At 71.6% G+C, this 218-nt stretch carries 1 protein-coding gene; it reads right to left on the minus strand.

Annotation, left to right across the window (positions count from 1 at the left end; all coding sequences use genetic code 11):
- Positions 1-218, minus strand: a 218-nt coding sequence (locus IH68_RS51575) for an acyltransferase domain-containing protein (protein WP_037886853.1), incomplete at both ends; no start/stop codon positions are given.

The raw sequence follows: 218 nt of genomic DNA on the forward strand, positions 1-218 counted from the left end.
GCGCATCCGCATCCCCGGCCACCACCACCGAACCCGGACCGTTCACCGCCGCAACGTCGATCCGGCCCGCCCAAGCCGTCACCAGTTCCTCAACATCCGCCAGGGGTTGAGCGAGAGAGACCATGCCACCGCGGCCGGCAATGGCCCGGATCGCCTTGGACCGCAGCGCCACCACCCGCGCCCCGTCCTCCAACGACAACCCACCCGCCACCACCGCC

The organism is Streptomyces sp. NRRL S-646 (genome assembly GCF_000720765.1).
Classification (GTDB): Bacteria; Actinomycetota; Actinomycetes; order Streptomycetales; family Streptomycetaceae; genus Streptomyces.